Origin of the sequence: Hydrocarboniphaga sp. (assembly GCF_965279055.1) — a bacterium.
In the GTDB taxonomy this organism is placed as follows: Bacteria; Pseudomonadota; Gammaproteobacteria; order Nevskiales; family Nevskiaceae; genus Hydrocarboniphaga.
This window is the reverse complement of sequence record NZ_OZ257125.1, coordinates 2,359,004-2,383,573: the sequence shown is the minus strand read 5'-3', so window position 1 is coordinate 2,383,573 and position 24,570 is coordinate 2,359,004. Positions and strand designations below refer to the sequence as shown.

The window sequence follows — 24,570 nt, the reverse complement described above, 5'->3', positions numbered from 1 at the left end:
GTCGGCGGCCCCAGCGGGCGCGTCCGGACGTTGCCGGCGGCAGCCGGCATACTGTGCGCATGGCAAAACTCGCAAACAAAAAGTCGGTTCGTTACATCTGCCAGGCCTGCGCCGCGGAGTCGCCGAAATGGGCCGGGCAGTGCGCCGAATGCGGTGCCTGGAACACGCTGGTCGAGACCGTCGGTGACAGCGCCACGCCCGATCGACGCGCCGCGATCGCGGGCGAAACGCGCATCGAGCGCCTGCACGAAGTCGAAACCGAAGACGCGCCGCGCGTCGCCTCCGGCCTGCCGGAAATGGACCGTGTGCTCGGTGGCGGTATCGTGCCGGGCGCGGTGATCCTGATCGGTGGCGATCCGGGCATCGGCAAATCCACCTTGCTGTTGCAGGTGCTCGCCGCGCTGGAAGGGCGGCTCGATACGCTCTATGTCACCGGCGAAGAATCGCTGTCGCAGGTGCGCCTGCGCGCGAGCCGTCTCGGACTGCCGCGGCTGGATCTGCCGGTGCTCGCCGAGACCGGTGTCGAGCGAATTCTCGACCAGCTGACGCGGCATAAGCCCGGTCTTGTCGTCATCGATTCGATCCAGACGCTGTACACCGACGCGCTGGATTCGGCTCCGGGTTCGGTGTCGCAGTTGCGCGAATGCGCGGCGCGGCTGGTGCGTCACGCCAAGGCCAGCGGTACCGCGGTGATTCTGGTCGGACACGTAACGAAGGAAGGCGCGATCGCCGGCCCGCGCGTGCTCGAACACATGGTCGACACCGTGCTGTATTTCGAGCACGACGCCGGCAGCCGCTTTCGCATCGTGCGCGCGGTCAAGAACCGCTTCGGCGCGGTCAACGAACTCGGCGTGTTCGCGATGACCGATGCGGGTCTGAAGGAGGTCAGCAATCCCTCGGCGCTGTTCCTGTCGCGCCACGATCAGCCGGTGCCGGGCAGCGTGATCACGGTGACGCGCCAGGGCAGCCGCCCTCTGCTGGTCGAGGTGCAGGCACTGGTTGACGCGAGCCACGGCGGCAGTCCGCGCCGCGTGACGCTAGGCCTCGAGAGCAATCGTCTGAACATGCTGCTGGCGGTGCTGCATCGTCATGGCGGCATCTCGCTGGCCGATCAGGACGTCTTCGCCAACGTCGTCGGCGGCATGCGCATCCAGGAGCCGGCGGCGGATCTGCCCTTGCTGCTGGCGGCACTGTCGAGCTTTCGTGGCAAGCCGGTGGCCAACGACACGGTGGTGTTCGGCGAAGTCGGGCTGGCCGGTGAAATCCGGCCGGTGCAGAACGGCGAAGAACGCCTGCAGGAAGCGGCCAAGCACGGATTCAAGCGCGCGATCGTGCCGGAATCGAATCGCCCGCGTAAGGCAGCGAAGCTCGATCTGGAAATCGTCGCGGTTGCGCGTATCGATCAGGCGCTGAACGAAGCGCTCTAGAACACGCGGCGACCTTGCGTCGCCGCGTTGCATCCCATCAAAGCAAGCCCGCGACCGCCGACGGCAACTTGAAAGGCTTGTCGGCGAGGCGCTGATTCAGCGCCAGGGCTATCCATTCACGAGAGCACGAAAAGGTCTTCAGGCGAATGAAGCGGTCGTCGCCGGCCCGTTCCACCTCGTAGCGATCGACCGCCAGATCGATCGCGCCTTGCTCGCCTTTCAGCATGACCTTCAGTTGCACGCGATTGCCGGCGGTGTCGACCTGGCATTCCAGCACTTCGCCGAACTTGGACAGCTTCTCGTTGATGAAGCTTTTCAGGAACAGCGAAATCGCGCCGTCCTTCATGCCCTTCAGTTTGCCGAGCATCGTCGCTGCGCCTCAGAGCACTTCTGATGCGTAAGCCGCCAGGCGCGAACGCTCGCCGCGCGCCAGCGTGACGTGGCCGCCGTGGCCCCAGCCGCGGAAGCGGTCGACGACGTAGGTCAGGCCCGAAGTCGTCTCGCTCAGGTACGGCGTGTCGATCTGGCCGAGGTTGCCCAGGCAGATCATCTTGCTGCCCGGGCCGCAGCGCGTGATCAGCGTTTTCATCTGCTTGCTGGTCAGGTTCTGCGCTTCGTCGATGATGATCAGGCGGTTGAGGAAAGTGCGGCCACGCATGAAGTTGATCGAGCGCACCTTGATGCGCTTGGAGAGCAGGTCATTGGTCGCCGCACGCTCCCAGTCGCCGGCGCTGCTGGTCTGTGTCAGCACCTCCAGGTTGTCCATCAGCGCGCCCATCCACGGCGTCATCTTTTCTTCTTCGGTGCCCGGCAGAAAGCCGATGTCGTCGCCCAGCGGCACGGTCACGCGCGTCATGATGATTTCGCGATAACGCGATTCGTCGAGCACCTGCGCGAGACCGGCAGCGAGCGTCAACAGGGTCTTGCCGGTGCCGGCCGTGCCGAGCAGGGTGACGAAGTCGATCTCGGGATCGAGCAACAGGTTCAGTGCGAAATTCTGCTCGCGATTCTTCGCGTGTATGCCCCAGACCGGCGTCTTGCCGGCGCGGTAGTCGCGGATCACGCGCAGCTTGGCGGTGTCGCCTTCGATGGCCTGCACCATCAGTTCGAGCCCACGCTCGTTTTCGTCGGGCATGAACAGGAACTGGTTGGCATGCCACTCTTTGACGCTGGGGCCGCGCAGCTTGTAGTTGGCGCGGCCGCGCTCGTCCTGCCAGCTTTCCATCTTGTCGCCGTGCGTCGACCAGAAGTCATCCGACAACTGCGTGTAGCCGCTGGGCAACAGATCCAGGTCGTCGAGCACCTGGTCGTTGTGATAATCCTCGGTGTGGACACCGACGATCGCGGCCTTCAGTCGCAGGTTGATGTCCTTGCTGACCAGCGTGACCTTGCGGCCCGACTGCTGGCCCTGCAGCGACAGCGCCGTCAGCAGGATGCTGTTGTCGGCCTTGTTGCCGGGAAGAATGCCGGGCAGCGTCTGCGCGGTGGCCTGGGTCTGGAAGAACAGCTTGCCGCTGGCTTCCTGGCCGTGACGTCCGCCGCTGGCGGGGCCGTTGTGGCGGCCAATGCCGGTCGGGATCGACAGGCCTTTTTCGATTTGCGCGTGGTCCTTGCCGGCGACCAGTTCGTCCAGCAGGCGGCTGATCTGGCGTGCGGTCCGCGCCGTGTCCGTCGTGCCTTTTTTCAGGCCATCCAGTTCTTCCAGTACCACCATCGGTATGAACAGGTCGTGTTCCTCGAAGCGGAACAGGCTGCTCGGGTCGTGCATCAGCACGTTGGTGTCCAGAACAAAGATTTTTTTCTTCACGGGTTCCTATTAGGTCGATAGAGAACTGCGAGACCGCTTGGGTTTGCTGCTGTTGCCTACATCGCCTTCACTGCGTCGAGCACCGCTTGCGCGTGGCCCTTGACCTTGACGCTGCGCCACTGTGTCACCAGCTTGCCTTTGCCATCGAACAGCCAGGTACTGCGATCGATGCCCAGATATTCGCGCCCGTAGAGTTTCTTCTGGACGATGGTGCCGAAGGCGCTACACATCGCCTCGTCGGTATCCGACAACAGCGCGAAGGGGAAGCCGAACTTGGCGCAGAAGTTGTCATGCGCGCGCACGCTGTCCTTGCTGACGCCGACGACATCGGCACCGGCTTTGACGAACTCGGGATAGAGCCGGGCAAAATCCTGGCCCTCGAGCGTGCAGCCCGGCGTGTTGTCCTTCGGGTAGAAGTAGACGACCAGCTTCTTGCCCTTGAACTCCTTTTTCAGGCTGATGCTGCGGCCGCCATTGGCGGGCAGGGTCAGGTCGGGGAGGGAGTCGCCGGGGCTCAGGCTCATTGTCGGTCTAGGTTCTCACTCGATAGCGGGGCGCGCGGATATCAGATGGCGATCAGGTCTTGATCGGGTCGAGCATGCCGTCGGCGTTCAGATCGTCACACAGATCCATGAAGGATTCGCGCAGCGCCTGCGGATGCTGGTTGACCGGCACGTGCAGCACCATCTGCACGCTGCACATCTCCGCGCCGGTGTAGTTGGACGCGTACTTTTGCGTGGAAATCTCGGCGACCTCGACGTCCTGGCTGTTGAAGAACTCCAGCAGGTGCACCAGCAGATCGGGCTGCTGCGGCGCGATCACGTCGGCGGCGTAGGGGCGAAATTCCGGGTTCTGTTCGCGCGGGCCGCAGCGCTCGAAGCGCACCTGCAGGTCCAGCTTCTGCGCGATGCCCGGCAGCGCGGTCTCCAGCCGGCCCAGCGCGCTCCAGTTGCCGGAGACGACCAAGTTGGCGGCCAGGCGGTCGCCGATCGGGGCGATGCGGCAATCTTCGACCTCACAGCCCCGTTCACGGATGGCGCGGAACAACTCGAGCGGGATATTGGCGCGGGCCCGGGCGAGAACGGAAATGGAAAGCAGGCTGTCTTGGGCGGACATCGTGTCGCTGTCAGAATGGATGAACGAGTTTAGGCAGCGGACCTGTAAAAGTCGAACGCTCAGCCGAACCTGTTTGCAGCCCGGCGGTCAGATCTCCCATACCCCTTCGCTGCGGCCCGTGCCTGGCTCGTGGCGGCGCGTCTGCGGGTATACTCCCGCGCCATCGCGGTCTGCTCAGGCCGGGCGATTCGAAGCTGTTCCACCACTTACTGCGATCCGCGCTCACTCATGATCAAGGGCAGTCTCGTTGCACTGGTGACGCCGATGGAGGCGTCCGGCGCTGTCGACTTTACGAGTCTGGACGCGCTGGTCGACTGGCATATCGCCGAAGGCACCGACGCCATCGTCGCGGTCGGTACCACCGGCGAATCGGCGACGCTCGACGTCGACGAGCACCTGGAAGTGATCCGCCGTGTGCTCGCTCGCGCCGCCGGCCGCGTGCCGGTGATCGCCGGGACCGGCGCCAATTCCACGACCGAGGCGATCGAGTTGACCGCCGCCGCCAAGAGCGCCGGCGCCGACGCTGCGCTGCTGGTCACGCCGTACTACAACAAGCCGCCGCAGGAAGGCCTGTACCGGCATTACAAGAAGATTGCCGAAAGCGTCGATTTGCCGCTGATCCTCTACAACGTGCCCGGCCGCACCGGCTGCGACATGCTGCCGGCGACGGTGGCGCGCCTCGCCGGAATCCCCGGCATCGTCGGGCTCAAGGAAGCCAAGGGTGAGTTGCAGCGTTCACGCGATTTGCTGGCGCTGAAGCTGCCGGCCGATTTCGCGCTGTATTCCGGCGACGACGCCACCGCCCGCGAATCCATTCTGCTCGGCTTCCACGGCGACATTTCGGTGACCGCGAACGTCGCGCCACGTCTGATGCACGAGCTGTGCATGGCCGCGTTGGCCGGCGATGGCGCGCGTGCCGCCGAGATCGATGCCGGTTTGGCGCCGCTACACCGCGACCTGTTTTGCGAACCCAATCCCATCCCGGTCAAGTGGGCGCTGCAGCAGATGGGCCGCCTGCCGGCCGGTATTCGCCTGCCGCTGGTGCCGCTCGATCCTTCTTTCCACGCTGTCGTCGCTGCTGCGCTGCGCGCGGCCGGAGTCCATTCATGAGGTCTTTCAGCGGCCCGCTGATCGTCATTGCCGCCGTCACGCTGCTGGCGGCTTGCGCACCCAACAACTACTGCCTGAAAGAGCAGAAGTACGCGCATGCCGAGAACCGCCCGCCGCTGACCCCGGTCGCCGGCCTCAGCCTGCCGGACTCCGCGACCGCGCTGCGCATCCCGCCGCCGCCGACCGCCGTCGTGCCGTTCGGCTACCGCAACGAGGAAGGCGCGGGCGTTTGCCTGGACAAGCCACCGACGATGCCGGCAGCGACGACCGCACCGGCTGCGGCGCCGTCTAAAACTTGATCGAATCGATCAAATAACGGCCCCGAATCGCCGATCGGGCCGCTATAATGCCGGCCCTCGCGGTTGCGAAGGGCCGGTTTTGTCCGCGGAGAGATGTCCGAGTGGTTTAAGGAGCACGCCTGGAAAGCGTGTATACGGGTCAAACCGTATCGAGGGTTCGAATCCCTCTCTCTCCGCCAATTATTCTGCAGCGCCTCGCGCCTGCGCTGGCCAAATTCCCTTGCTTGACTCGTTGCGGGCGACGTGTCTGTCTGGCGGTAGCTGGTGCGCCCGGCTGGATTCGAACCAGCGACCACTCGCTTAGAAGGCGAGTGCTCTATCCAACTGAGCTACGGGCGCGCGGCGCAATGTTAAGGGAAACGCCGCCATTCATCGCGTTTTTTTGATGCGCCAACACGACGTCCGCGGGCAAAAAGCGAACCTGCGGCGCGGTGGGCGAAGATCGTTCAGCCTGCCCTAAGGCTGCGAAGTGCTTCACTCCGTTCAGAAAACAAGGGTTGGCAATCGCTCCGTCATTGAGTAAAGTGGCCGGAAGAGTACTGCTCGCACGTGATCGTTCTACATATTGGAGATTGGCATGAAGAAGTTTTTGGCTGTTGCGTTACTGGGAATGCTCGCCAATGGAACGGCGTTCGCTGCTGAGCAGGGTTCCACCGGCGGCTCCGGTGCCGGCGCCGAAGAGGGCACCAACGTCGGCCTGACCGTCGGCATTGCGGCTGCTACCGCTGCGGTGATTGGTGTGGTCGTCAACGCCGCCGCCGGCGACGACGCCAACGACTCGTCGCCGTCCACCAGCACCAGCACGTCCACCAGCACCAGCACGGCAACCGCCACGAACTGATCGCTGACTTCGGGGCTCGGCTCCGGAGGTAAAAAGGCCAGCTCTTGCTGGCCTTTTTTCTGTTTTAAAATCGTCAATGAGTCCATTACGCATTCGCGTGATCGGCCAGTGAATGGCAATCCGATATCGATGTTGGTTGCTTCGCTTAGCTCCGGGGAATTTCTGAATGAGAGCTGTTGTGCGCTCGCTCTGCCGCCTGTCCGGCATTCTGCTGTTGATCTCGGCGAGCAATGTCTGGTCGCAGACTTCGCTGATCGATCCTTCGGTATTGTCTCAGCTGAGCAGCGAAGACAAGGAACGCTTGCTCAGCGGCATGGGCTCCGGTTCCAGTAGCACCAGCAATCAGGATCAGACGCTGCAGAATCCGCAGATCATCCGCTCGGATTCCGTCAATGACGACTCTTATGGCGGACCGGATGCGAACAACGCATATGACTACCCGTTGGCTGACGGCGCGGGGAGCCGGCGCGGCTCGCAATATGACAACCGCGAGTCCACGGTTCGGGACGCTTCGGAGGGAACCTTCGCCAATCCGCACAAGCAGGGCCAGGGGTCGGGCGACAACCGTGGCAACAATGCCCGTAGCAACCTGAGTCGCGACCCGCGACCGGATGCTCGCGACAGCTACGATCGTGACGCCGACGATCGGTTTGCCAGAAGTCAGCGAGCCAACGGTGCGATCTACAAGAAGCCGCGGCCTTTCGGCTACGAGTTGTTCTCCGGTGTGCCCAACACCTTCGCTCCGGCGACCGACATTCCGGTGCCCGGCGACTACGTGATCGGGCCGGGCGACAATATTCGCGTCCAGCTGTTCGGCAATCAGAACGAAACCTTCACCTTGCTGGTCTCGCGCGATGGCACCGTCAACTTCCCGAAGCTGGGGCCGATCAGCACCAACGGCCTGCGTTTCGACGAGCTGCAGACGCTGCTCGAAGGACGCGTTAGCAAGGAGATGATCGGCACCACGGCCAGCGTCACGCTGGGCCGCCTGCGCTCGATGCGGGTGTTCGTTCTTGGCGACGTGCGGCGCCCGGGCTCGTACACCGTGTCGTCGCTGTCGACGATGACGCACGCCCTGTTCGTCAGCGGCGGCGTCAGCGCGGTCGGTTCGCTGCGCCGCGTGCAGCTCAAGCGCGGCGGTCAGGTAGTGCAGACCATGGATCTGTATCGCTTCCTGCTCGGGGGCGATTCCAGCAACGACGTGCGCCTGCAACCCGGTGACGTGGTGTTTGTACCGCCGGTCGCATCGCGCGTGACGGTCGAGGGCGAAGTCAAACGCCCGGCGATTTACGAACTCAGCGGCGAACGTTCGCTGGCCGATGCCATCGCGCTGGCCGGTGGCCGGCTGGCGACCAGCGACCAGACGTCGGTGGAAGTCGAGCGAGTGACCGCCGCGGCCGAGCGCCAGGTGCTGAATTTCGACATCGCCAAGGCCGCCGATCTGGCGGCGCCGATTCATGACGGTGACGTGGTGCGCGTACGCAAGATTGCCCGGCAGATTTCCAACGAGATCCGCGTCACCGGCTACGTCAAATATCCCGGCAGTTACCCGTGGAGCGAAAGTCGCAGCCTGAGTTCGGTGCTGGAGCTCGCAGGCGTGCGCGAGTCGGATATCCAGGCCGAAGTCTATTTGCCGCTGGGCGCGATCGAGCGTACCAATCCGCAGACCGGCATTCGCGGCTTCGTTTCGTTTAATGTCGCCAATGCACTGAACGCCGTGGGCGAGCCGATCGCGCTGCAGCCCAACGACGTGGTGATCGTATTCGGCCGTGAGGACATCGCCTATCTGACGTCGCGCGACGTCGAATCCGCACTGGAAGGCAAGCCGGTCGCTGCCGCCAAGACTTGCGAGGGCCTGGTCGAGCTGCAGCGCATCGTCAACAGCCAGCGTGCGGTGCGCTTCCTGCGCGCGCTGTCGTCGGAGAGTCTGCGCCTGCAGAAGGCCTCGCGTAGCCGGGTCGAATGCCCGCAGATCTTTGAGGAGGTGCCGCGCGCATTGCCGTATCTGCTCGACAAGAGCGTCGGTGTCTACGGCGAAGTGGTGCGCCCCGGCGTTTATCCGGTTGCCGATGGCACCGACTTCAAGCTGCTGATGCAGGCGGTGGCCGGCCCGACCAGCGAGAGCGATTCGCGCAACGTCGAATATGTGTCGTACCAGGACGCCTTGAGCAACGGCAAGGCCAAGTACCAGACGCTGGATCTCACCCAGGCATCGACGGCGGAGCATGCGATTTCGGCCGGCGATGTATTCAATTTCCGCGCTCTGTACCTGGATCAGGAAATCGGCTCGGTGCGGCTGATCGGAGAAGTGCGCTTCCCCGGCACTTACAGTGTGATGCGCGGCGAAACCATGTCGCAGATCATCGAGCGCGCCGGCGGGCTGACCGTCAACGCCTATCCCTACGGCTCGGTGTTCACGCGCGAAAGCGCGCGCAGCGCCGAAGAGGCCTCGTACAAGCGCGCCGCCAACGAACTGCAGGAAGCCGTCGTCACGGTCGTGACCAGTGGCACCTTGACCGGCGATGTGTCATCGACTGCGACGTTCCTCGACGGCGTGATCAAGCGCTTGCAGAATGCCAAGGCCGCGGGTCGCGTCGTCGTGCAGGCCGACCCAGCCGTGTTGCGGCTGCGGCCCGAGCAGGACGTGCTGATGGAAGCCGGCGACGCTTTGCTGATTCCGAAGCGGCCGTCCTCGGTCAGCGTCGCCGGCCAGGTACTCAATCCCGGCTCGCAGAGTTTCGTCGCCGGCAACACGGCCGAGGACTACATCGAGCATGCCGGCGGCATCGGCCAGGCTGCGGACAAGAAACGCGCTTTCATCGTGTTCCCGAACGGCGAGGCCAAACCGCTCAAGCTCAGCGCCTGGAATTTCCAGAAGCAGGATGTTCCGCCAGGCAGCCTGATCATCGTGCCGCGCAATGCTGCTCCCCTGAACAAGCTGCTGCTGTCCGAGCGCCTGCTCAGCATCTTCTCCAGCCTGGCCATTTCGACGGCTGCGCTGGTCACCATCGGAAACAACTAGCCCTTGAAGATTTCCGGATGGGCGCGGCCCTGGACGATCACCGCGGCGATCAGCGTCGCAATCGTCGCACCCACCAGGGCCGCGGAAGAGTATTCGTCTAACGACTTCGGCTTCGTCGGCCTGATGCAGACGCCGACGGCGCGCATGGCCGAGGATGGCCAGCTGAACGTGGGCATTTCGCTGCAGTCGCCGTACAGCCAGCTGCTGATGGGTGTGCAGCTGCTGCCTTGGCTGGAAACGCAGCTGCGCTACGTGGAAATCAGCAACCGGCTGTATGGGCCCGAAGACTTCAGCGGCAATCAGACGTACAAGGATCGCGGTGTCGACTTCAAGATCAGGCTGATCGAGGAGGGCGACTATCTGCCGAATGTGTCGCTGGGCGTGATGGACATCGGCGGCACCGGCCTGTTCGCCAGCGAATATCTGGTCGCAAGCCGGCGCGTCCACGACCTGGATTTCAGCTTCGGTCTGGGCTGGGGGCGGCTGGGCACGCGCGGCGGTATTCGCAATCCGCTGGGACTGCTGTCCGGCAGCTTCGACGAACGCCCTGCGTCCGACGGCCCAGGTGGCTTCGAAGGCAAGCGATTTTTCCGCGGCAGGGAAGTGGCACCCTTCGGCGGCGTGCAGTGGCAGACGCCGCTGGAGCATCTGAGCCTGAAGCTGGAGTACGACGGCAACAACTACACAGCCGAGGCGCTCTCCAATAACCAGCAGGTGCACCTGCCGGTCAATTTCGCGTTCAATTGGCGGATCTGGGATTCGGTGGATCTGTCGGCCGGCCTGGAGCGCGGTGACACCGCCATGCTGCGCGTGTCGGCGTTCACCAATCTGATTCGCACTCGCGGCCCGGCCAAGGTGCTCGACAGCCCGCCGACGCCGGCTTATCTGGCGCAGGCCAAGGCCAACGGCGCCGCCGTCGAGAAAGCGCCGTCGATCGATGCGGCGGCCGTCGAAAAAATTCGCTCCGAACTCAAACGCCAGCAGATCGAGCTGGTGGCGCTGGATACGGATCCGGCCCGCGCGGACGTCACGGCCTGGGTGGTGCAGTCCTTCGCGCGTGACCCGCACCGCGTGGTCGGCCGCGTCGGTCAGACCTTGGCGACGATGGTGCCGGACGAGTATCAGTCCTTCACCGTGATCAACGTCTCCGGCAAGAACGAGACGTATCGCGTCACGGTGATGCGCAAGCAGTTACAGGATTTCATCGATTTCAAGGGCAGTTCCGAAGAGCTGCGTGCCAGCGCGCTGGTCGATGCACCGCGAGACGCAGCCTATCAGGCGGCCCAATACCAGGATTTCATCCATTACCCCGGTTTCTCATGGGGAATGGGCCCAGCGCTGCGCCAGCATGTCGGCGGCCCCGATGATTTTTATTTCGGCCAGCTGTGGTGGCGCACCAATGCCACGGTTACCTTGAACGAGCAGTGGTCGGTTTCGGGCGCGGTCGGCGTCAATATCTACAACAATTTCGATGGCCTGAAAGTGCGTGATACCAGCTCGCTGCCACATGTGCGCAGCGATATCGTCCAGTATCTGAAACAGGGCGAGAACAATCTGGTGAAGTTGGAGACCAACTATGTCTGGTCTCCGGCGACCGACTGGAAAGCGCGGCTTTCGGCCGGCATTTTTGAAGAAATGTATGGTGGCGTTGCCGGCGAAGTGCTGTACAGCAAGGCGTATTCACCCTGGGCGGTTGGGCTGGACACCAACTGGGTGCGCAAGCGCGACTTCGATCAGCGCCTCGGATTCCAGGACTATTCCGTCGCCACCGGCCATCTGACCGGCTATTTCGATCTGCCGTTCTACGACCTGCATTTGAACGTCAGCGTTGGCCGCTATCTGGCGCGCGACTACGGCAGCACGGTGGAACTGTCGCGGCAGTTCGCCAGCGGCGTCGTCGTCGGCGCCTTCGCGACCAAGACCAATGTGTCTGCCGAGGACTTCGGCGAAGGCAAGTTCGACAAGGGCTTCTTTATCTATCTGCCCTTCGACCTGTTCTTCCCGCGCTCCACGCGCAAAGGCGCGAATCTCGTGTTCCGTCCGCTGACGCGCGACGGCGGCCAGAAGGTCAGGGACGGCGTCAACCTCTATGGTATCGACGAGGCCGGCCGCTTCGACCCCGATTCCAGCTGGGTCGACGTGCTCAAGTGATGAGCCGAAGCGCGCTGGCTCAGGCCGGCCGCTTCAGTATTTCGAGCTCCAGAGGCGCGTCATTGGGTGTCACGTACTGCAGGCTGCGCCAGATCAGCGCGCTGCGCTTGCTCAGCCAGTAGCGGTTTGGCTTGCGCCATTTGCGGTCGCTGGAATCCAGGTCTTCGCGAATCCGCAGGCTGTCGATTTTCTGGTCGAGGATCGTGATGGTTTCCTCGCCTTCAATGGTGAATTTCGACTGCACCGGAATACCGAAGGCCGAACCGATGTCGATGCTGCGGCGGAGCACGCTGGCGGGCGCGGCCGGTGCTTCGAAGTTGTATTGCTCGAGCAGGTCGGGGCCGTAGAGCGCGCAGCCAGACAGGTCGGTGGGCAGACCCACGGTCCTGACGATGCGGCCGCGGCGTGTCAGCAGCATGATGCGATTGGCCGACAGCCATTGCAGGTCATCACCGTTTTTCTCGGCCAGCACCATGATGCCGCGTGCGCCGCTGCCGATGCGAACGCCGAGCTGGGCATAAGGCAGCGCGTCGACCTGCTCGCGCGTACGCGGGTAGGCCGAGCCCTGTGGCCCGACCAGCGAGAAACTGTCCTTGACCAGCTGCAGGGTCGGCGTCTGGCTGCAGCCGCTGGCGACGGCGGCGGCAGCGGCGGCGAGCAGTTTTCGCCGCGTCAGCGCGGGCGTGCGGGTGAACTCCATTGAACGGATTGGGTCCTTGATCGGCCGCCGATAGCGGCATTGAACCCGGCGGGCCGGGCTTGGTCTGCAGCCAGTATCGCTGATTGGCTCGATGTGATTCGCGGCTGGATTGCATCTGGACGAAAAGCCGCCGGGTCTGGTCAAGCCTGCGCTGCTCTCGTTACAATCTGCTAGCAAATATTGTGTCTATTCCGCTGCTTTCTATGGGGTTTAAGAGTGAACGAGAAGATTTTGAACGAAACCGCTCGCGCCATGGTGGCGCCGGGCCGTGGCATCCTCGCCGCTGACGAGTCGACCGGCACCATCAAGAAGCGCTTCGACAAGATCAACATCGAGAACGTCGAGGCCAATCGCCAGGCCTACCGCGACATGCTGTTCAACACGCCGGACTTCGAGAAGTACACCTCGGGTGTGATCCTGTTCGAGGAAACCCTGTTCCAGAAGAGCCTGGCCGGCGTGCCGTTCCCGGAACTGCTCGCGTCCAAGGGCGTGATCCCGGGCATCAAGGTCGACCAGGGCGCCAAGCCGCTGTTCGGCGGCGGCGCCGAGGAAACCATCACCGAAGGCCTCGACGGCCTGCGCGAGCGCCTGCAGAAGTACAAGGCGGCCGGTGCGCGCTTCGCCAAGTGGCGCGGCGTCATCGTCATCGGCGACGGCACCCCGTCCGATTACGCCATCCACACCAATGCGCATGCGCTGGCCCGTTACGCGGCGCTGTGCCAGGAAGCCGACATCGTGCCGATCGTCGAGCCGGAAGTGCTGATGGATGCCGACAACAGCGTTGAAGTCTGCGAAGCGGTCACCGATCGCGTACTCGCCGCGGTGTTCAACGAGCTGTACCAGCAAAAGGTGCTGCTGGAAGGCATCGTGCTGAAGCCGAACATGGTCGTCTCCGGCATCAAGTGCCCGACCCAGGCCGGCGTGCAGGAAGTGGCCGAGCGCACGCTGAAGGTGCTCAAGCGCCGCGTGCCGATCGCCGTTCCCGGCATCGCCTTCCTGTCCGGTGGCCAGAGCGACGAGCTTGCCACCGCGCATCTCGACGCGATGAACAAGATCGGCGGCTTCACCTGGGGCCTGACCTTCTCGTACGGTCGTGCGCTGCAGGCCGCGGCGCTGAAGGCCTGGGGCGGCAAGAATGTCGAGGCCGGCAAGGCCGCGCATCTGCACCGCGCCAAGATGAATGGCCTGGCCGCGCTCGGCAAGTGGGACAAGTCGCTGGAGAAGGCTGCCTGATCAGCCAGATTGGCGGCTAACCGGCGGCAGTAGCCGTACTACAATCGCCCCCGATCGGCATCGCCGGTCGGGGGCGATTGCTTTTGAGCGTAAGGAATAGACATGACCGATATTGCAGGCAAGACCGTCTGGATCACCGGCGCCTCCAGCGGCATCGGTGAGGCGCTCGCACTGGAAGCGAGCCAACGCAACGCGAAGCTGATCCTGTCGGCGCGCCGCGCCGGCGAACTCGAACGAGTGCGCGCGGCCTGTCTGCATCTGAAGAACGTCGCGGTGCTGCCGCTCGATTTGACCGACTTCGATCCGGCGTCGGCGCTGTCGCAGGCCGAGGCGTTCTTCGGCCCGATCGACGTGCTGGTCAACAACGCCGGCATCTCGCAGCGCAGCTCGGTGCTGCAGACGTCGATGGACGTCTACCGGCGCATTTTTGAGCTGGATTTCTTCGCGCCGGTGGCGCTGACCAAGGCCGTGCTGCCGGGCATGGTCGCGCGTGGCGGCGGACATGTCGTCACCATTTCCAGTGTCGTGGGTTATGTCGGCACGCCGCAGCGCAGCGGCTACGCCGCGGCCAAGCACGCGGTACAGGGCTTCTTCGACGCAGCGCGCTCCGAGCTGTGGCGCGAGAACGTGCGCTTTACCACGGTGTGCCCCGGCTACATCAAGACGAATGTGTCGATCAACGCGATCACCGGCAGCGGCGCCGCGCATGGCCAGATGGACCCGGGTCAAAGCCGCGGCATGGACGCCGGCCTGTGCGCGCGCAAGATCTGGAACGCGGTCGCCACCGACAAGGACGAAATCGCGATCGGCAAGGAGGCGCTGATCATCTGGGGCAAGCGCTTTCTGCCCGGCGTGATGTCGTATGCGCTCAAGCGCGCCAAAGTGACCTGAGCGATGGCCGTCAGTCTGCAGGGCAAACTCGTGGTTGCGCTGTCGTCGCGCGCGCTGTTCGATTTCGAGGAAGAAAACCTGGTCTTCGAGGGCAGCGACGATCGCGCCTACATGCGCCTGCAGCTCGATCGCCTCGATCGTATCGCCAAGCCCGGTGTCGCGTTTCCTTTGGTGCAGAAGCTGCTGTCGTTCAACACCAGCGAATCGAATCTGGTCGAGGTGGTGATCCTGTCTCGCAACGATCCGGTGTCGGGCTTGCGCGTGTTTCGTTCGGCTCAGGAATACAGGCTCGCGATCGAGCGTGGCGTGTTTACGCGCGGCCGTTCGCCGTATCGCTATCTGCGTCCGCTGGGCTCGGTGCTGTTCCTGTCTGCCAACGAGGCCGACGTGCGCGATGCGCTCGCCGCCGGTGTGCCGGCGGCCCGCGTGTATCCGGATTCGGCACGAGCGGCCCAGCAGTATCCGAACGAAGTACGCATTGCCTTCGACGGCGACGCGGTGCTGTTCTCGGACGAGGCCGAGCGCGTGTTCCAGAGCGACGGACTCAATGCGTTCATCGCACACGAGACCGAGAAAGCCGGGCTGCCTTTATTGCCTGGTCCGTTCCAGCCGTTGCTGCTCGCGCTGCATCGTTTGCAGCAGGCCAGTGAAGGTTTCGCGCCGATGCGCCTGCGCACCGCGCTGGTCACCGCGCGCAGCGCGCCGGCGCACGAGCGCGCGGTGCGCACCTTGATGGAATGGGGTCTGGAAGTCGACGAGGCGATGTTCCTTGGCGGTCTCGACAAAGGCGAATTCCTGCGTGAATTCGAGCCGGATTTCTTCTTCGACGACCAGACCCGGCACTGCGACTCGGCTTCGCTGTTCGCGCCGACCGGCCACGTCGCCTCAGGGATTTCCAATCCACTGAAACGGACCTAGGCGGCCTGTCGCAATTAAGCGGCTTGCCTCAGCAACTGCAGCACGCGCGGCTCGGTCCAGGCATTCAGGGCCCAGTCTTCGATGAAGCCGCAATGGCCGCCATGATCGAAGGCGTCGAAACCGAGGACCGAGGCGCGGGCCGATAGCCCGTCGAAGTCCGCTACCGGGATCACGCTGTCGTCTTTCGCGGTGATGATCGCCAGCGGCGAGGCCGAGTTCAGCAGCATGTCCGGCGTCAGCGTGTAGCGCTCGAAGTAGTCCTCGACGGTCGCGTACTCGCTGTAATCCTCGACGAAAAAGCGCGTGATCTCGACGAAGTTCTTCGACGCGCGGTGGCGCTCGAAGTCGTAGCGGCCGGGCCAGGCCTCGGATTTCAGATCCATCGTCAGCCGCCATTTCTTGAGGAAATAGCCGTGAAAAAGCTTCGGTCCGTTGTCGATCGCCTCTAGCGTGTGCCGCGGATGGATCGCCGGTGAAATGCCGATCGACAGTTTCGGCTCTACACCGGCCGCCGGGCCTTGCATGCCGACACGCAGCGCGAAGTTGCCGCCCAGCGAGAAGCCGACGACGAACAAGGGCAGCAACGGATCGAAAGCCTGCACCGCGCGAATCGCGCCGAACACTTCGCCCATGCGCGCCGAGTGGAACATATCGGCATTCAGATCATGCGTGCCGCCATGGTCGCGCAGGTTCAGTCGGAACACGCTGTAGCCCTCGCGGTGCAGCGCGCAGGCCATCGAATACTGGTAGTTGGATTCGTGGCTGCCTTCCCAGCCGTGGATCAGCACGACCAGGCCGAGCGCATGTTCGCGCGGCGTATGCCGTCCGGTCAGGCGCACGCCGTCGCCGCAGTCGAGCACGTGAGGTGTCGACAGCGGCTCGATGTCGATGCCGCGGCGCTGCCACAGCCGGCGCGCAGGCCGCTTGGTCGCGATGATGGTCTGCAGCGTGTTGCTGCGCAGCCCGAAGGGCGGGGTGAAGACAGGGCCGTGATCGGCGAGTGTTCGAATCAACGCGGGCTCCAGTGATGCTGCGCAGCCTAAGCCATCGCGAGGCCAGGCGGCAGTCATCCAATAAAAAGCCCGGCCGGAGCCGGGCTTTTTATGAAGCAAGCCTGGCTTACTCCAGCGTCGTGTCGCAGCTGCCGAACTGCTGCGGCTGGTAGCCGGGCAGGTCGGCCGCGTCGATGCCGAACACGTAGAAGTTCGACGGGTTGGCGGTGACGAAGTCGTTGTCGTTGGTGACGATCAGCGTGTGCTGGCCGCCTTTCAGATCGGGGCCGAAGGCCAGGCCTTCGATCTTCTCCGGGAAGCTGGCGCCGGCCAGGCCGTAGGCCGGGTCGAGCAGGTCCAGGAACAAGGTCTTGCTGACCGGCGTGACGCCGGACGGCACGCCGGTCGCCGGCAGGCTCTTGATACCGCGGATGTCGGTCGCGCCGGCGATGTCGATCAAATAGAGCTTCTTGAACGCGGCGGAGGCGCCGGCCTTGCCGTCGCGTTCGATCACCAGGAACTGGTGGTCGTTGACCGCGAGGATCTCGTTGAGGCCGTAGTCCTTGGTCTCCAGCGGATAGTAGTACTCCTTGATTTCGCCGCTGCTCTGGTTGATTTCGATCAGGCGCGAGTTCGTCGCCACTCGCTTCAGCGCCGGATCCAGCGCGCCATCCTGGATCAGCGCGTTCTGCATCAGGCCGAACAGCTTGCTGCCATCGGGACTGATCGCCAAGCCTTCCATGCCCCGGTTCGCCTGACGGCCGAAGGCATTGTTGGCGAGTTCGGCAGCCGGGTCGGACGACGGCAGGTCGATGCCGAGCTTGGCCGGGAGCTTGACCGGCTTGCCGGTCTGCTGGCCGTTGAGCTTGAACTGGTAGAGATAGGGGCCGTATTCGTCGGAGACGTAAACGCTGTCACCGCAGTGATCGGCGCGAATACCTTCGGGATCCAGGCGCAGGCTGTCGGTGGAGCCGGTGGCGTCGAACTCCAGGTTGTAGCCGGTGTACTGCTCGCCGCTCTTGTTTGACAGCAGCGAGGTGCCGCTCAGGGTCGGCGTCACCGTGTAGCTGTTCGGGCCGTAGGGGCCGGTTGATTTGAGCTTGAGGTCGATCTTGTACAGGCGATCGATGTAGCTGGTGGTGCCGTCGGCCGGGCCGCGATCGGGCGTAGCCAGGAAGCGATTGTTCTTGCCGCTATAGGTAATGGCGGAGCCGAAACCGCCGACCTGATTCTTCGGCGTCACGCCGTCTTCGAGCAGGCCGCTCAGACCGGACTGGTCGGTCGCATTGCCGGGGATGCTGCCGACACCGAGCAACACGACGGCGGCTTGCGCCGGAACTGCCACGGCGGCGCCGAACAGCAGGCCAGCCGCGAGCGCGATACGAGATTTCAGCATGAAACACTCCCCAGTCTTTTTTCGGAGCGCGAACAGTAGGGCGCTCAGATGACCGGGTCGTGTCAGCCCAGCAGTCGCCTCAGGATGCCTTCGTACAGCCGGCTCAGGCGCTCGAGATCTTCGATCTTCACGTGCTCGTTGAGCTTGTGGATGCTGTCGTTGATCGGCCCGAGTTCGACGGTCTGCGCGCCCCAGGGCGCGATGAAACGCGCGTCCGAGGTGCCGCCGCCGGTGAAGAATTCCGGTGCGCTGCCGGTGAGGTCCTGGATGCTCGCGACTGCAGCCCGGATCAGCTCGCCTTGCTCGGTCAGGAAGGGCTCACCGGTATGCCACCAGTCGGCCTCGTAGCGCGGGCAATGACGATCCAGGATCGCGTGCACGCGTGCTTTCAGGCTCTCGGCCGTGGACTCGGTGCAGTAGCGGAAGTTGAACACCACGTCCGCTTCGCCCGGGATCACGTTGTTGGCGCCGGTGCCGCTGTGGAAATTGGAAATCTGGAACGAGGTCGGCGGAAAGTGCGCATTGCCGGCGTCCCATTGCGTCGCGACCATTTCCGCCAGCGCCGGCATCAGCCTGTGCACCGGGTTGTCGCCCTTGTGCGGGTAGGCGACATGCCCCTGCTTGCCGAGCACGCGCAAATTGCAGCCCAGCGAACCGCGTCGGCCGACGACGATGCGATCGCCCAGCGTCTCGTTGCTCGAGGCTTCACCGACGATCGCGTAGTCCGGCTTGACGCCACGCGCGCGCAGCACCTCGACGACGTGACGCGTGCCGTGCCGCGCCATGCCTTCCTCGTCGCTGGTGATCAGGAACGCGAGGGTGCCGCGCAGCGGACCGGTGGCCAGCACTCGCTCTACCGCGCAGATCATCGCCGCGATGCCGGACTTCATGTCGGCGGCGCCGCGGCCGTAGAGCACGCCGTCGCGCACCGTCGGCGTGAACGGATCGCTGAGCCATTTCTCCAGCGGCCCGGTCGGCACCACGTCGGTGTGGCCGGCGAGGATCATCAACGGCGCGCCGCTGCCCAAGGTTGCCCACAGATTGGTCACGCCTTCGGCGTCGATGCGCTCGAAGCGGAAACCCAGCGGCGCCAGACGCGATTCCAGCAGATCGCAGCAGCCGGCATCGTCGGGCGTCAGCGAGCGCCGCGAGATCAGCTCGCTGAGCAGATCGAACACCGCGCCGTGCGGCGAGTTGTTGTTGCCGTCGGCCATCGCTTTAGTCGTCGCGCAGCAGCGCGTTGATACCGACCTTGGCGCGGGTCTGCGCGTCGACGCGCTTGACGATGATCGCCGCGTTCATGCTGTAGCGGCCGCCGTCTTTCGGCAGCGAACCGGCGACGACGACGGCGCCGGCCGGCACCTTGCCGTAACTGATTTCGCCAGTCGCGCGATCGTAGATCGGCGTGCTCTGGCCGATGAAAACGCCCATCGAAATGACCGCGCCTTTCTCAACGATGACGCCTTCGACGATCTCGCTGCGCGCGCCGATGAAGCAGTCGTCCTCGATGATCGTCGGCGAAGCCTGCAGCGGCTCGAGCACGCCGCCGATGCCGACGCCGCCGGACAGGTGCACGCGCTCACCGATCTGCGCGCAGCTGCCGACCGTGGCCCAGGTGTCGACCATCGTGCCCTTGCCCACATACGCGCCGATGTTGACGTAGCTCGGCATCAGGATCGCGCCGCCGGCGATATGCGCGCCCTTGCGCACCGCGGCCGGCGGCACCACGCGTGCGCCGAGCGCCTTGAAGTCGGCCGCTGTCCAGCCTTCGAACTTCAGCGGCACCTTGTCGTAACCGGACAGCGCGCCCATTTCGATCGGCACGTTGTCGTGCAGCCGAAAGAACAGCAGCACGGCTTTCTTCAGCCAGTCGTTAACCTGCCAGCCAGTGGCGGTGGGTTCGGCGACTCGGGCCTTGCCGCTGTCGAGCAGATCGATCGCCGACAGCACGGCCTGGCGCACGCCGGCGTCGCTGGCGCTCAGCGTATCCCGGCGCTCCCAGGCATGTTCGATGGTGACTCTTAGTTCGAGCAGATTCATTTTTCTTGGATGTCAGTTGGGGATCGCGTGGTCGAGCGTGCGGATCAGCACTTCGCGCAGCTCTTCCAGCAGCTTGTCGGTGATCGGCTGATGAGCCTGATCGGTGATGAAGAACACGTCCTCGGCGCGCTCGCCGATGGTGCCGATCTTGGCGGCGTCGAGCAGGATCGCGCGCTTGTGGAACACCCGGCCGATCAGCGACAGCAGGCCGGGCCGGTCAGCGGTGACGATCTCCAGGATGGTGCGGTTGCGCACTCCGTCGAGGCTGAAGCTGATGTTGGTCGGCGTGCTGAAGTGCTTGAGCTTCTGCGGCATGCGGCGGTTGACATCGACCACCGAGATCGCGGTGTCGGCCAGCACCTTGTGCAGCGAATCGCGGATTTCGTCGAAGCGGTGCGGCTGCGTGATCGGCGAGCCGTCGCCTTCCATGACCACGTAGGAGTCGAGCGTGAAGCCATCGGCGGTGGTGTTGATGCGCGCATCGAGAATGTTCAGGCCCAGGCGCGCCAGCACGCCGGTGGACAGGCCGAACAGATGATCGCGATCACGCGTGTAGACGAACACCGTGGTGCCGCGGCCGTCGAGCGCCTGCACCAGGATCAGCGGCAACGCATCCGCCGGCGCCTTGATGATTTCCGGCAGGTGCCAGGCCAGTTCCTCGGGTGAATGCCGCAGGAAATAGTCGTCTTCGAAACGCGCCCAGACTTCGCGCGCCTTCTCGGCGGAAATGCCGCTGCCGGCCAGCAGTATCAGCGCCGCGGCCTTGGCTTCGGCGGCCATGTCGTCGCTGCGCAGCGGGTTGTCGAGGCCGCGTTCCAGCGCGCGGCTGGTGCTGCGATATAGCTCGGTGAGCAGCGACTCGCGCCAGCTGTTCCACAACGCCGGATTGGTCGCGCGAATATCGGCGACCGTCATCAGGAACAGATAATCCAGCCACTCGCGATGCACGACCTTGGCGGCGAAATCCGCGACGATCTGCGGATCGCTGATGTCGGCGCGCTGCGCGGTCAGCGACATCATCAGGTGATGCTCGACCAGCCAGGCCACCAGCTCGGCGTCGCCATGCGACAGGCCGTGATCCAGGCAGAACCGGGTCGCCTCGATCGCGCCGAGTTCGGAATGATCGCCGCCGCTGCCCTTGCTCATGTCGTGGAAGAAGCCGGCGATGTACAGCAGCTCCGGCTTGGCCAGCTTCTTGAACAGCTCGTTGCAGAACGGCAGCTCGCTGGCGAAACGCGGGAGCGCCATGCGCCGCAGGTTGCGCAGCACGTAGAGCAGGTGCTCGTCGACGGTCAGGGTGTGGAACAAGTCGTACTGCATCAGACCGACGACCTTGCCGAACGCCGGTAAATAACGGCCGAGCACGCCGTAGCGGTTCATGCGCCGCAGGTTGCGCGTCAGCCCGGCGCCTTCGCGGAACATCTCGATGAAATAGCCACGCGCGCGCACGTCGTTGCGCACCTCCGCCGTGATCAGCCGGTTGTCGCGCAGCAGCAGGCGCACGGTCTGCGCGGAGACGCCGCCGATTTTCGGGTTCTGCTGCAGCAGCAGAAACATTTCGATCATCGCTGCCGGATTCTTGCGGAACAGCTCCTCGTCGCGCGCCTCGATGACGTCGCCGCGAATCTGGAAGCGCGAGTTCAGCGGCTTGACCGGCCGCTGCTGATCACCGTGGATGATCGCGTCGTCGAACAGCTGCAGCAGCATGTCGTTGAGGCAGGACAGCGACTTGATCGTGCGGTAATACAGCTGCATGAACTGCTCGACGGCCCAGTTCGGATGATGCTGCTGCTCGGCGTCGACATAGCCGAACAACGCGGCGACCTTGATCTGGTGGTCGAACAGCAGCCGGTCTTCGCGGCGGCCGGTGATCATGTGCAGCGCAAAGCGCACGCGCCACAGGAAATCCTGGCCGGCGAACAGCTCGTCGCACTCGGTCTTGGTCAGAAAGCCGCGATCGCGCAGCTCGTGCAGGGTCTGCGCGCCGAAGTGGCGCTTGGCGACCCAGCCGACGGTGTGGATGTCGCGCAGGCCGCCGGGGCTTTCCTTGACGTTGGGCTCAAGCTTGTAGCCGGTGTCGTCGTACTTGCGGTAACGCGCGGCCTGCTCCTCGCGCTTGGCGCGGAAGAAGTCGGCGACCGGCCAGACCTTGTCCGGCGTCAGCGCGGCCTGCATCTGCGAGTACAGCGAGGCGTCGCCGATCAGCAGCCTCGACTCGATCAGGTTGGTGATGACGGTGATGTCCTTGGCGGCCTCGTCTACGCATTCGGAGACCGAGCGCACGCTCTGGCCGACTTCCAGGCCGATGTCCCACAGGAAAGCGGTGAAGCGTTCCAGCGCGCCGCGATACTGCTCCAGCGCGCCCGGCACGTGCAGCAGCAGGATGTCGATATCCGAATGCGGCAGCAGCTCGCCACGACCGTAGCCACCGACCGCGACCAGGGTGACGCCGGCGGGCGCCTCGGGCAGCACGCGCAGCCAGGCCTCGCGCAGCACCTCGTCGACGATGTGCGCGCGCGCATGCACCAGCGAGTCGGCCGGTGCGCCGTCGTCGAACAGGCCATACAGCCGGTCGCGGCCCCAGGACAGGGTTTCGCGGAACGCGCTCACCGGTTTGAGGCCGTCGGCGCGCAGGCGCGTACGGATTTTGCGCGCCGAAAAAACGGTGGCGGCTTCGTCTTCTGCTAAATCGAGTTCGGCGCCCATCGGGAGGCTGAGTTGAACCACGGAAAATGACGGCGGATTGTCTCACGACCGGGCGGTCGTGGCGCGTCCGTCGTACCGATGAACTGCGTTTAGACGATCTCGTCGCTGCGTCGGGTCAGGATCTCGACGCCGTCCTGGGTCACCAGGATGGTGTGCTCCCACTGCGCCGACAGCGAGTGGTCCTTGGTCACCGCGGTCCAGGCGTCGGGCAGCAGCTTGGTCTCGGGGCGGCCGGCGTTGAGCATCGGCTCGATCGTGAAGCACATGCCGGCTTGCAGCACCGTGCCGCTGCCGGCGCGGCCGTAGTGCAGCACCTGCGGCTCTTCGTGGAAGATTTTGCCGATGCCGTGGCCGCAGTATTCGCGCACCACCGAAAAGCCGCGCGCCTCGGCGTATTTCTGGATCGCCGCGCCGATGTCGCCGAGCGTCGCGCCCGGGCGCACCTTGCGGATGCCCTCGAGCATGGCTTCGCGCGTGGTCTCGACCAGGCGCCGGGCGAGGATGCCGGGCTCGCCGGCATAGAAGGTCTGGCTGGTGTCGCCGTGCCAGCCGTCCTTGATCACGGTGATGTCGACGTTGACGATATCACCGCGCTTGAGCACTTTCGGCCCCGGGATGCCGTGGCAGACGACGTGGTTGATCGAGGTGCAGATCGATTTCGGGAAGGCCGGGCGGCCGGGCGCCGCGCCGTAGCCGAGCGGGGCGGGGATGCAGTCCAGCTCGTTGACGATGTAGTCATGGCACAGCTGGTCCAGTTCGCCGGTGGTCACGCCGGGTTTGACGTGCGGCGCGATCATCGTCAGCACGCTGGCGGCGGCACGGCCGGCGGCGCGCATGCCCTCGACCTCGGCAGGCGTGCTTTTGATCGAAATGCCGGAGTGCTGCTTGCCTGTAGAATCCATCGCTCGAATGTCCGTCCGGATTGTCTCCGTGAGCCGGGCATGATATAAAGCCGCGCTTTTTTAAGCAACGAATCAGTCCGGAAGCACCCGCAAAATCAACATTTTGCCAGCGCAATCAGGCTGATAATCCCATCCGCTGCCGATCTTGGGTGAGCTATCACTACGGCGCGGTTTGATTAACCCAAGTCCTTTGGAGCAATACATGTCCAGCATCACCATGCGCCAGCTTCTCGAAGCCGGCGTGCATTTCGGTCACCGCACCCGTTACTGGAACCCGAAGATGGAGTCCTACATCTTCGGCAGCCGCAACAAGATCCACATCATCAACCTCGAGCACACGCTGCCGATGTTGAAGGACGCCTGCAACTACGTCGGCAAGCTCGCCGCCAACGGCGGCCGCGTGCTGTTCGTCGGCACCAAGCGCGCCGCTCGTGAAGCGGTTGAAGCCGAGGCCGCGCGTTGTGGCATGCCCTTCGTTTCCCAGCGCTGGCTGGGCGGCACCCTGACCAACTTCAAGACCGTCAAGGGCTCGATCAAACGCCTGCACGAGATGGAAAAGCAGCTGGAAGACGGCACCACCGGCCGCCTGTCCAAGAAAGAGCAGCTGCTCGCCACCCGTGAGCTGGAAAAGCTGCGCAAGAGCCTCGGCGGCATCAAGAACCTGCCGACGCTGCCGGACTGCCTGTTCGTCGTCGACACCGGCTACGAGAAGATCGCGGTTGCCGAAGCGCGCAAGCTCGGCATCCCGGTCGTCGCCATCGTCGACAGCAACAACGATCCGCAGGGCATCGACGTGGTGATCCCGGGTAACGACGACGCCACCCGCGCGATCAAGGTTTACGCCCAGTGCATCGCCGACGCGATCATCGAAGCGCGCAGCGCCAACCCGGTGCCGTTCCGCGAAGCGCCGCCGGAGCCGGTTGCGCGTGACGAGCGTCCCCGCGCCCCGCGCCGCGCGCCGCGCGGTGGCAAGCCCGGCGACCGCCGTGGCGAGAAGGCCGAGGCCTGATCGCTGCTTG

At 64.4% G+C, this 24,570-nt stretch carries 21 protein-coding genes and 2 tRNA genes; 11 read left to right on the top strand and 12 right to left on the bottom strand.

Going from position 1 to position 24,570, the window contains the following annotated elements:
* The first annotated feature begins 59 nt into the window (after positions 1-59).
* Complete coding sequence (gene radA, locus ACQZF9_RS10725) at positions 60-1,427, top strand: DNA repair protein RadA (protein WP_428313220.1); 1,368 nt, start codon at positions 60-62, stop codon at positions 1,425-1,427.
* A 37-nt stretch (positions 1,428-1,464) separates the two neighbouring features.
* Here the strand turns inward: radA and ACQZF9_RS10720 are convergent, their stop codons facing one another.
* The 4 genes from ACQZF9_RS10720 to ACQZF9_RS10705 form a co-directional block, all read right to left on the bottom strand.
* Positions 1,465-1,794: a hypothetical protein gene (locus ACQZF9_RS10720; RefSeq protein ID WP_428313219.1), complete on the bottom strand. Its 330-nt coding sequence runs from the start codon at positions 1,792-1,794 to the stop codon at positions 1,465-1,467.
* Between the two features lie 12 nt (positions 1,795-1,806).
* Positions 1,807-3,195, bottom strand: a complete 1,389-nt coding sequence (locus ACQZF9_RS10715; protein WP_428313412.1) for a PhoH family protein — start codon at positions 3,193-3,195, stop codon at positions 1,807-1,809.
* 95 nt (positions 3,196-3,290) lie between these two features.
* Positions 3,291-3,758: a peroxiredoxin gene (locus tag ACQZF9_RS10710; protein WP_428313218.1), complete on the bottom strand. Its 468-nt coding sequence runs from the start codon at positions 3,756-3,758 to the stop codon at positions 3,291-3,293.
* 52 nt (positions 3,759-3,810) lie between these two features.
* Positions 3,811-4,350 carry a glycine cleavage system protein R gene (locus tag ACQZF9_RS10705; RefSeq protein ID WP_299691302.1) on the bottom strand — a complete coding sequence of 180 codons (540 nt, stop codon included), beginning with the start codon at positions 4,348-4,350 and terminating at the stop codon, positions 3,811-3,813.
* Between the two features lie 228 nt (positions 4,351-4,578).
* Between ACQZF9_RS10705 and dapA the strand changes: the two genes are divergently transcribed.
* The 3 genes from dapA to ACQZF9_RS10690 all read left to right on the top strand — a co-directional run bounded on the left by dapA (position 4,579) and on the right by ACQZF9_RS10690 (position 5,938).
* Positions 4,579-5,460 (top strand): 4-hydroxy-tetrahydrodipicolinate synthase, encoded by an 882-nt coding sequence (gene dapA / locus ACQZF9_RS10700; protein ID WP_428313217.1) that lies wholly within the window; start codon positions 4,579-4,581, stop codon positions 5,458-5,460.
* A complete protein-coding gene (locus ACQZF9_RS10695) occupies positions 5,457-5,759 on the top strand; it encodes a hypothetical protein (protein WP_428313216.1) in 303 nt (100 codons plus the stop codon). Before dapA ends, ACQZF9_RS10695 begins: the two co-directional genes overlap by 4 nt.
* 87 nt (positions 5,760-5,846) lie before the next feature.
* Positions 5,847-5,938, top strand: a tRNA-Ser gene (locus ACQZF9_RS10690).
* 83 nt (positions 5,939-6,021) lie between these two features.
* On the opposite strand, the gene ACQZF9_RS10685 is transcribed toward ACQZF9_RS10690, so the two are convergent.
* Positions 6,022-6,098: transfer RNA gene (locus tag ACQZF9_RS10685), tRNA-Arg, on the bottom strand.
* A 238-nt stretch (positions 6,099-6,336) separates the two neighbouring features.
* Here ACQZF9_RS10685 and ACQZF9_RS10680 point away from each other — a divergent pair.
* The 3 genes from ACQZF9_RS10680 (at position 6,337) to ACQZF9_RS10670 (ending at position 11,773) form a co-directional block, all read left to right on the top strand.
* The gene (locus ACQZF9_RS10680) at positions 6,337-6,600 is read left to right on the top strand and encodes a hypothetical protein (RefSeq protein WP_428313215.1); all 264 of its coding nucleotides are present in this window, start codon (positions 6,337-6,339) and stop codon (positions 6,598-6,600) included.
* Positions 6,601-6,778: 178 nt separating this feature from the next.
* Positions 6,779-9,622, top strand: a complete 2,844-nt coding sequence (locus tag ACQZF9_RS10675) for an SLBB domain-containing protein (protein WP_428313214.1) — start codon at positions 6,779-6,781, stop codon at positions 9,620-9,622.
* Between the two features lie 3 nt (positions 9,623-9,625).
* Positions 9,626-11,773 (top strand): YjbH domain-containing protein, encoded by a 2,148-nt coding sequence (locus tag ACQZF9_RS10670; RefSeq protein WP_428313213.1) that lies wholly within the window; start codon positions 9,626-9,628, stop codon positions 11,771-11,773.
* A 19-nt stretch (positions 11,774-11,792) separates the two neighbouring features.
* On the opposite strand, the gene ACQZF9_RS10665 is transcribed toward ACQZF9_RS10670, so the two are convergent.
* The gene (locus ACQZF9_RS10665; RefSeq protein WP_428313212.1) at positions 11,793-12,473 is read right to left on the bottom strand and encodes a YjbF family lipoprotein; all 681 of its coding nucleotides are present in this window, start codon (positions 12,471-12,473) and stop codon (positions 11,793-11,795) included.
* 216 nt (positions 12,474-12,689) lie between these two features.
* On the opposite strand from ACQZF9_RS10665, the gene ACQZF9_RS10660 reads away from it, so the two are divergent.
* The 3 genes from ACQZF9_RS10660 (at position 12,690) to ACQZF9_RS10650 (ending at position 15,515) form a co-directional block, all read left to right on the top strand.
* A complete protein-coding gene (locus ACQZF9_RS10660; protein WP_428313211.1) occupies positions 12,690-13,706 on the top strand; it encodes a class I fructose-bisphosphate aldolase in 1,017 nt (338 codons plus the stop codon).
* Between the two features lie 102 nt (positions 13,707-13,808).
* The gene (locus ACQZF9_RS10655) at positions 13,809-14,597 is read left to right on the top strand and encodes an SDR family NAD(P)-dependent oxidoreductase (RefSeq protein WP_428313210.1); all 789 of its coding nucleotides are present in this window, start codon (positions 13,809-13,811) and stop codon (positions 14,595-14,597) included.
* A gap of 3 nt (positions 14,598-14,600) precedes the next feature.
* Positions 14,601-15,515, top strand: a complete 915-nt coding sequence (locus tag ACQZF9_RS10650) for a 5'-nucleotidase (RefSeq protein WP_428313209.1) — start codon at positions 14,601-14,603, stop codon at positions 15,513-15,515.
* A 14-nt stretch (positions 15,516-15,529) separates the two neighbouring features.
* On the opposite strand, the gene ACQZF9_RS10645 is transcribed toward ACQZF9_RS10650, so the two are convergent.
* The 6 genes from ACQZF9_RS10645 to map form a co-directional block, all read right to left on the bottom strand.
* Complete coding sequence (locus ACQZF9_RS10645) at positions 15,530-16,528, bottom strand: YheT family hydrolase (RefSeq protein ID WP_428313208.1); 999 nt, start codon at positions 16,526-16,528, stop codon at positions 15,530-15,532.
* 106 nt (positions 16,529-16,634) lie between these two features.
* On the bottom strand, positions 16,635-17,903 hold the full coding sequence (locus ACQZF9_RS10640) for an esterase-like activity of phytase family protein (protein WP_428313207.1): 1,269 nt from the start codon (positions 17,901-17,903) through the stop codon (positions 16,635-16,637).
* Positions 17,904-17,965: 62 nt separating this feature from the next.
* Positions 17,966-19,117: a succinyl-diaminopimelate desuccinylase gene (gene dapE, locus ACQZF9_RS10635; protein ID WP_428313206.1), complete on the bottom strand. Its 1,152-nt coding sequence runs from the start codon at positions 19,115-19,117 to the stop codon at positions 17,966-17,968.
* 4 nt (positions 19,118-19,121) lie between these two features.
* On the bottom strand, positions 19,122-19,937 hold the full coding sequence (dapD, locus tag ACQZF9_RS10630) for a 2,3,4,5-tetrahydropyridine-2,6-dicarboxylate N-succinyltransferase (protein ID WP_428313411.1): 816 nt from the start codon (positions 19,935-19,937) through the stop codon (positions 19,122-19,124).
* Positions 19,938-19,955: 18 nt separating this feature from the next.
* Entirely contained in the window at positions 19,956-22,649 is a 2,694-nt protein-coding gene (glnD, locus tag ACQZF9_RS10625; protein ID WP_428313205.1) for a [protein-PII] uridylyltransferase, read from the bottom strand.
* Between the two features lie 89 nt (positions 22,650-22,738).
* On the bottom strand, positions 22,739-23,551 hold the full coding sequence (gene map, locus ACQZF9_RS10620) for a type I methionyl aminopeptidase (RefSeq protein ID WP_428313204.1): 813 nt from the start codon (positions 23,549-23,551) through the stop codon (positions 22,739-22,741).
* Between the two features lie 202 nt (positions 23,552-23,753).
* On the opposite strand from map, the gene rpsB reads away from it, so the two are divergent.
* Positions 23,754-24,560 carry a 30S ribosomal protein S2 gene (gene rpsB / locus ACQZF9_RS10615; RefSeq protein ID WP_428313203.1) on the top strand — a complete coding sequence of 269 codons (807 nt, stop codon included), beginning with the start codon at positions 23,754-23,756 and terminating at the stop codon, positions 24,558-24,560.
* Positions 24,561-24,570 lie beyond the last annotated feature (10 nt).

What these genes read in the sequence shown, in the direction of transcription:
- dapA (WP_428313217.1), top strand. Translation starts at nt 4,579, where the DNA reads ATGATCAAGGGCAGTCTCGTTGCACTGGTGACGCCGATGGAGGCGTCC.
- glnD (WP_428313205.1), bottom strand. Translation starts at nt 22,649, where the DNA reads ATGGGCGCCGAACTCGATTTAGCAGAAGACGAAGCCGCCACCGTTTTT.
- ACQZF9_RS10680 (WP_428313215.1), top strand. Translation starts at nt 6,337, where the DNA reads ATGAAGAAGTTTTTGGCTGTTGCGTTACTGGGAATGCTCGCCAATGGA.
- ACQZF9_RS10695 (WP_428313216.1), top strand. Translation starts at nt 5,457, where the DNA reads ATGAGGTCTTTCAGCGGCCCGCTGATCGTCATTGCCGCCGTCACGCTG.
- ACQZF9_RS10710 (WP_428313218.1), bottom strand. Translation starts at nt 3,758, where the DNA reads ATGAGCCTGAGCCCCGGCGACTCCCTCCCCGACCTGACCCTGCCCGCC.
- ACQZF9_RS10665 (WP_428313212.1), bottom strand. Translation starts at nt 12,473, where the DNA reads ATGGAGTTCACCCGCACGCCCGCGCTGACGCGGCGAAAACTGCTCGCC.
- ACQZF9_RS10715 (WP_428313412.1), bottom strand. Translation starts at nt 3,195, where the DNA reads ATGCACGACCCGAGCAGCCTGTTCCGCTTCGAGGAACACGACCTGTTC.
- ACQZF9_RS10650 (WP_428313209.1), top strand. Translation starts at nt 14,601, where the DNA reads ATGGCCGTCAGTCTGCAGGGCAAACTCGTGGTTGCGCTGTCGTCGCGC.
- map (WP_428313204.1), bottom strand. Translation starts at nt 23,551, where the DNA reads ATGGATTCTACAGGCAAGCAGCACTCCGGCATTTCGATCAAAAGCACG.
- ACQZF9_RS10640 (WP_428313207.1), bottom strand. Translation starts at nt 17,903, where the DNA reads ATGCTGAAATCTCGTATCGCGCTCGCGGCTGGCCTGCTGTTCGGCGCC.
- ACQZF9_RS10720 (WP_428313219.1), bottom strand. Translation starts at nt 1,794, where the DNA reads ATGCTCGGCAAACTGAAGGGCATGAAGGACGGCGCGATTTCGCTGTTC.
- dapE (WP_428313206.1), bottom strand. Translation starts at nt 19,117, where the DNA reads ATGGCCGACGGCAACAACAACTCGCCGCACGGCGCGGTGTTCGATCTG.
- rpsB (WP_428313203.1), top strand. Translation starts at nt 23,754, where the DNA reads ATGTCCAGCATCACCATGCGCCAGCTTCTCGAAGCCGGCGTGCATTTC.
- ACQZF9_RS10705 (WP_299691302.1), bottom strand. Translation starts at nt 4,350, where the DNA reads ATGTCCGCCCAAGACAGCCTGCTTTCCATTTCCGTTCTCGCCCGGGCC.
- ACQZF9_RS10655 (WP_428313210.1), top strand. Translation starts at nt 13,809, where the DNA reads ATGACCGATATTGCAGGCAAGACCGTCTGGATCACCGGCGCCTCCAGC.
- radA (WP_428313220.1), top strand. Translation starts at nt 60, where the DNA reads ATGGCAAAACTCGCAAACAAAAAGTCGGTTCGTTACATCTGCCAGGCC.